Below are 5,537 nucleotides of genomic sequence, written 5' to 3'. Positions count from 1 at the left end.
ATCCTCGACTTCGCGAACCGGCTCCTGCGCCACATCGCCCCGGATCTGCGCCCGGCGATCTCGGCGCGGACCACGCGCGGCGCGTTGACGACGGCCCCGACCACCCCGGAGGGGCTCACCGCCGCGGTGGTCGACCACACCCGCCGGACCCTGCCCCACCCCGGCTCGCTGGCGATCATCATCGCCGACCGGGAGGTGGCGGCACTCGCGGCGGCGCTGGACGCCGCGCGGCTGCCGATCGTCCCGCTCGACGGGGACACCCCACCCGGGCGGGCCTGCCTCGTGCCCGCCTCGCTCGCCAAGGGACTGGAGTTCGACCATGTCATCGTGGTGGAACCCGCCGCGATCGTGGCGGGTGAGGCGCGGCCGTTGCAGGGGCTGCGCCGGCTCTACGTCGTCCTCACCCGCGCCGTGAGCGCCCTCACCGTCGTGCACGCCGACGTGCTGCCCGTACAGCTGCGGTGAGCGACCTCGCGGGCCCGATCCGGGTGGTTGCCGTGTCGCCACCGGACGAGTGGGAGAAACTGTCGATGTGGCAGATGAACGGAATGTTCTCGGTGGGGAACTGGAGCCCTGCGGCACCGACCCGGTGACCGGCTTCTACCGCGACGGGTGCTGCAGCACCGGTCCGGAGGACCTCGGCAGCCATACCGTGTGCGCGGTGGTCACCACCGAGTTCCTACGGCACCAGCGGCAGGTCGGCAACGACCTGTCGACGCCCCGACCCGAGTATTCCTTCCCCGGCCTGCGCCCGGGTGACCGCTGGTGCGTGGTCGCGGTGCGGTGGCTGCAGGCCTACGAGGCGGGGGCCGCCGCGCCTGTCGTGCTGGCCTCGACGCACGAACGCGCCCTGGAGGTCATCCCGCTGGAGGCGCTGCGCGCCCACGCCGTCGACGTGCCCGCCGACCCACGATCGCTCGGCTGACCTCGGCCGGCCCCGTCAGTCGCCGGCCCCGTCAGTCGATGACCTCGTCAGTCGATGACCTCGTCAGTCGATGACCTCGGGTTCGAGGCCCACGGTGAGCCAGTCGGCGTAGGACAGGCGGGTGATCTCCTCGAGGCGGGCGATGTCGTCGACGAAATACGGCAGCACGGCGCGGCGCTGCTCGGGGGTGAGCTTCGGGCGCCCGCCCTTCTGCCGCTGCAACGCGGTGAGCAGCGGACCGCGGAAGGTCCTGCGCACGGGAACCGGGAAGTGATGCCCGATCCGCCCGCCGGTGCGCAGCGCCGCGCGCAGCACGCTGTTCACGGGGGTGTCCGCGACGAACGGCGTGACGTTCTCGGCGGGCACCAGGTCCACCAGACCCGTCTCGACGCCGAGGAACTCGCAGACCCGGTCCAGCGTGGCGGCGGGGGAGTCGCGCAGGTCCCGGTAGCGCAGCAGCAGGACCTGGTCGCGGGAGAACAGGGTGAACAGATGGCTGAGCTGCTCCCCGTACAGGCCTAGGGAGACGTAGTGCCAGAACTGGGCCTAGCCGGCGTCCCGGCGCTCACGCTCCAGGGCACAGGCCTGGACGAAGTCACGTTCCGGCTCCAGCCCCGCCGCCCACAGATGGGTCCAGTTCGAATGCGCGTGGTCGACCGGGTTGCGCAGCATGACGATGATCCGCGCCTTCGGCAGGAACCGCCTGACCCGGTTCTGGGCGTCCAGGTCGTAGAGGTAGAACGGAGTAGCCTCGCCCTTGAGCGTCCCCGCCGGAGCGGCATCGAACAGCGCCTCGTAGTCGGCCCGCCGCCACACGTGCTCCTGGTACGTCTGGGCGTCACCGGGGCTGGCCCCGGGCCGGCGGCGGCCCCTGTGACAGGAAGAACTTCGGCTCCTTCGCCGACGGGAGGAACAGCGCCGGGTGCCGGACGAGTGCCGCGTGCAGCGCCGTCGTTCCGGCTTTCGGCACGCCGATCACGAGGAAGTCGGGAAGGGCCATATGACGGGCGCTCCTGGACGGCTGGGGTCGGTGGGCGACTGGGGTCGGCCGCGGGCGGATCCGGCCGTAGGCAGCCCCGGGGCCGGGGCACGCACCTCGCATATTCCAGTAATCCGACCGGGGACCTCAAGATGGTAGCGGTCAGGGCGGGACGGCGTGAACGGAACGGAACGGAACGTTCGTCATCCTTACCCCGCCGGTAGGGTTGCTGCGTGGTAATGAGCAAACAGCACCTGGTGGCGACGACCGTACCGCTCCCCGGACTGAGGCCCGCCGTGACCGTGGTCGCGCCGCCCGGTGACGGCCCGGGGTACTGGGCCGGCGCGCCGTGCGCCATTACGGTGGATGGCGTATTCTATCTGGCCTATCGGCTGCGCCGTCCCATCGGGATCGGCCGGGGTTTCGGCGTCGTCATCGCCCGCTCCACCGACGGGGAGAGCTTCACCGAGATCGCCGTCGTGCCCCGGGACCCGTTCGGCGCCGAGAGCCTGGAGCGGCCCGCTCTGGTGGTGACCCCGCAGGGATCATGGCGGCTCTATGTGAGCTGCGCGGCTCCGGGCAGCCCGCACTGGTGGGTGGACCTGCTGGAGGCCGACGACCCCGCGGCGTTCGACCCGGCCCGCCGCCGCACCGTCCTGCCCGGAGATCCGGCCAGCCTCGCCGTCAAGGACCCGGTCGTGGTCCATTACGGCGGGCAGTGGCATCTGTGGGCCTCCTGCCACCTGCTCGACGACCCGCTGGCGACGGACCGGATGGACAGCCGCCACGCCACGAGCCCGGACGGCATGACCTGGACCTGGACCGGAACGGCGCTGGCGCCCCGGCCCGGCTGCTGGGACGCCCGCGGCGTGCGGATCAGTTCCGTGCTCACGGGCGGCTCCCAGCCGGTCGCCCTGTACGACGGTCGGGCCACCGCGGCGGAGAACTGGGCGGAACGCACCGGCCTCGCCGTCGGGGTGACCGTCGACCGGTTCCACGCGGTCGGCACCGAGCCGGTCGCGGTCTGTCCGGACGGGGACGGCGCCCTGCGCTACGTCAGCGTGGTCGAGCTCCCGGACGGCGGCCGGCGGCTGTACTACGAGGCCTCCCGGCCGGACGGCAGCCACGAGCTGCGCACGGAGCTGCACCCGGCTCCCTGAGCTGCCCCCGGTGTCCTGAACGCCGTCGTTTTCCCTGGTTGGCGGCGTCTTGGCGGGGGTGCTGCCGGCCTTAGGGAGGGGCCGCGTCCAGGGAGAGGCACGGCGGTGCTCGCGCGACGAGGGCGCGCCCTGCCCGCGGGTTCGGGTCAGGCGATGGCCGTTCGGATGGGTTCGCGGTCAGTCAGGCCCACGCCGCCGCGCGGAGCATCGGTCTCCCCCTTCATCTGACGGAAGATCGAGTCGTTGTCCCAGTACGCGCGCTCGGCGATGATTTTGTCCGGTTCCTGGTCACTGAAGATGTAAAGCACAACGCCTTCGAAATGAACCGGACGACCCTGAGGGGCGATGCCGGCGAACTCGCCCTGATGTGTCCCTGCCAGGGTCACCTCTCGCCAGGAGTAGCCGGGGAGGTCGTATTCTCCGGTGACAGTGAAGATGAAGTCCGGTAGGGCAAGAGCGAGCGTTTCGTAGAACTCCTGAACGCCGTTGATTCCTTCGTAGCGGGCGTTTAGCGGGACGACGTCGTAGAAGGCGCGCTTGTCGCGCAGGAAGGTGTCGTAGACCTTCTCCCAATCCTTGGCATTCTCCTGGCGGATGTGCTCCTCGATTGTCGCGCGCTGCCAGGAGATACGCTCCTCGGTGGCAATAGTGGTCATGGTCGTTATTTCCTTGTCTTTCTCGTAGAAGGAGAATTCGTTGCGGATTCATCGTACAACAGGTTTGGGTGCGGAACAGTTCGGCTCTTCGAATTACGGTGCATGTCGTAATTAGGCGGGCACGCGTGGCGGGATGGCTGGAGTTCCGGGATGCGGCCAGCAGGGCCGGGTGGACCGGGACGCGGCGTTGCGGCGTCCGCCATGCTGGAGCGGAACGTGCCGCCCGCACCGGTGATGATCGCGACCGTCAGGTCCCTGCGGCCCTTGCCGGCTTCTATCGTGGCGGTGACGCCAGGGCTCGGGGGCGCGCGTGCCCGCGGGTCCGCCCGGTCGGCGGGGGAGGTGGGGGCGGTGCGCGAGATCGCCGGTACCCTGCGCCGGTGGCGGGCGGCGGGCACCGCGTTCGCCGTGGCCACGGTCGTCGATGTCCGGGGCAGCGGGCCGCGCCAGCCGGGTGCGGCGATGGCCGTGGCTGCCGACGGCGAGGTCGTCGGCAGTGTGTCCGGCGGCTGCGTGGAGGGCGCCGTGTACGAGGTGGCCGCCGAGGTGGTCCGCACGGGGGCGCCGGCCTTCGAGACCTACGGGATCTGCGACGACGACGTGTTCGCCGCCGGGCTCACCTGCGGCGGCGTCATCGATCTCGTTGTTACGCCGCACCTGCCGCACCTGCCCGACGGGTCAGATCTGTCGCCCCCACCGGGCCAGCCGGACCTGGGGCCATCGCCGCTCGACGCGGTCCTTGCAGCGATCGCCGCCGACGAGCCGGTAGCCCTGCTGACCGTGGCCGGTGGCGAGCGGTTGGGCAGCCAGGTCGTGGTGTGGCCGGAACGGACCGCCGGTTCGTCGGGTGCGTCCGAGGTGTCCGGGCTCGAGGTGTCCGGGCTCGACGAGGCCCGTGGCATGCTCGCGGCCGGGCTCAGCGGCCTGCGTCACTACGGGTCTCCACGGGCAGGGGGGCCGCCGCGGGCAGGAGGGCCCTCGCGGGCAGCGGCGACCCGACGCGGTACCGGTGTTCGTCCGTTCGTTCGCGCCCCCGCCGCGGATGCTGGTCTTCGGGGCGATCGACTACGCCGCCGCGGTGGTCCGCATCGGGCGTTTCCTCGGTCACCGGGTGACGGTGTGCGACGCGCGGCCGGTCTTCGCCACTCCTCGCCGGTTCCCCGACGCCCACGAGGTGGTATGCGAGCGACCGGCGGCGTTCCTCGCCCGCACCGAGGTCGACGCGCGCACGGTGATCTGCGTCCTCACCCACGACCCCAGATTCGACCTCCCGGTGCTGCGCGCGGCGCTGCGCTCCCCGGCCGGATACGTCGGGGCGATGGGGTCGCGGCGCACCCACGCCGACCGGCTGCGCCGGCTGCGCGAGGACGGGGTGAGCGAGCCAGACCTGGCCCGGCTGCGCTCACCCATCGGACTGGATCTGGGTGCGCGCACGCCCGAGGAGACGGCCGTCTCCATCGCCGCGGAAATCATCCAGAACCGGTGGGGCGGGAGCGGCCGCCTGTTGCGGGCCACCCGCGGCCGCATCCACGCCGAACCCGCCGAGGCCGCGGACGGGTGCACGGGAACAGCAAGATAATCAACGGTGTTGACGAGCATCCGCGTTCAAGATCATAAAAGGACGAGATCATAAAAGGACGAGACAACTCTCCCGGCCCCAGTTCTCCGGATCCGACACCCCGGACGTGATCGGTGGTGCCCGAACCGCGGCCGGAGTCAAACTCAGGGGGTGAGACGCCAGGGTCGACGGGGCCGTGGCGGGAGCTGGCCGGAGGGGTGGCGTACGTGCGCATCGCGATGTCGCTGGGGTACAGCGG

General features: G+C 71.2%; 3 protein-coding genes and 3 pseudogenes. 4 read left to right on the top strand and 2 right to left on the bottom strand.

The window, feature by feature from the left end; translation table 11 throughout:
- A pseudogene (locus ACY45C_RS06865) lies at positions 1-465 on the top strand (ATP-binding protein); the annotation flags it as partial.
- Positions 466-532: 67 nt separating this feature from the next.
- Complete coding sequence (locus ACY45C_RS06860; protein WP_011436808.1) at positions 533-925, top strand: DUF2237 family protein; 393 nt, start codon at positions 533-535, stop codon at positions 923-925.
- Positions 926-988: 63 nt separating this feature from the next.
- Here the strand turns inward: ACY45C_RS06860 and ACY45C_RS06855 are convergent.
- A pseudogene (locus tag ACY45C_RS06855) lies at positions 989-1,925 on the bottom strand (sulfotransferase family protein).
- A gap of 218 nt (positions 1,926-2,143) precedes the next feature.
- Here ACY45C_RS06855 and ACY45C_RS06850 point away from each other — a divergent pair.
- On the top strand, positions 2,144-3,064 hold the full coding sequence (locus ACY45C_RS06850; protein WP_462186794.1) for a glycoside hydrolase family protein: 921 nt from the start codon (positions 2,144-2,146) through the stop codon (positions 3,062-3,064).
- A 146-nt stretch (positions 3,065-3,210) separates the two neighbouring features.
- On the opposite strand, the gene ACY45C_RS06845 is transcribed toward ACY45C_RS06850, so the two are convergent.
- Positions 3,211-3,720, bottom strand: coding sequence for an ester cyclase (locus ACY45C_RS06845; RefSeq protein WP_462186793.1), 510 nt, complete (start codon positions 3,718-3,720; stop codon positions 3,211-3,213).
- A gap of 351 nt (positions 3,721-4,071) precedes the next feature.
- Here ACY45C_RS06845 and ACY45C_RS06840 point away from each other — a divergent pair.
- Positions 4,072-5,299 (top strand): annotated as a pseudogene (locus ACY45C_RS06840) (XdhC family protein).
- Positions 5,300-5,537 lie beyond the last annotated feature (238 nt).

It is taken from the genome of Frankia sp. CcWB2 (assembly GCF_977927585.1).
Note: the sequence above shows the minus strand (reverse complement) of the source record. Positions and strands in the feature narration are given on the sequence as shown.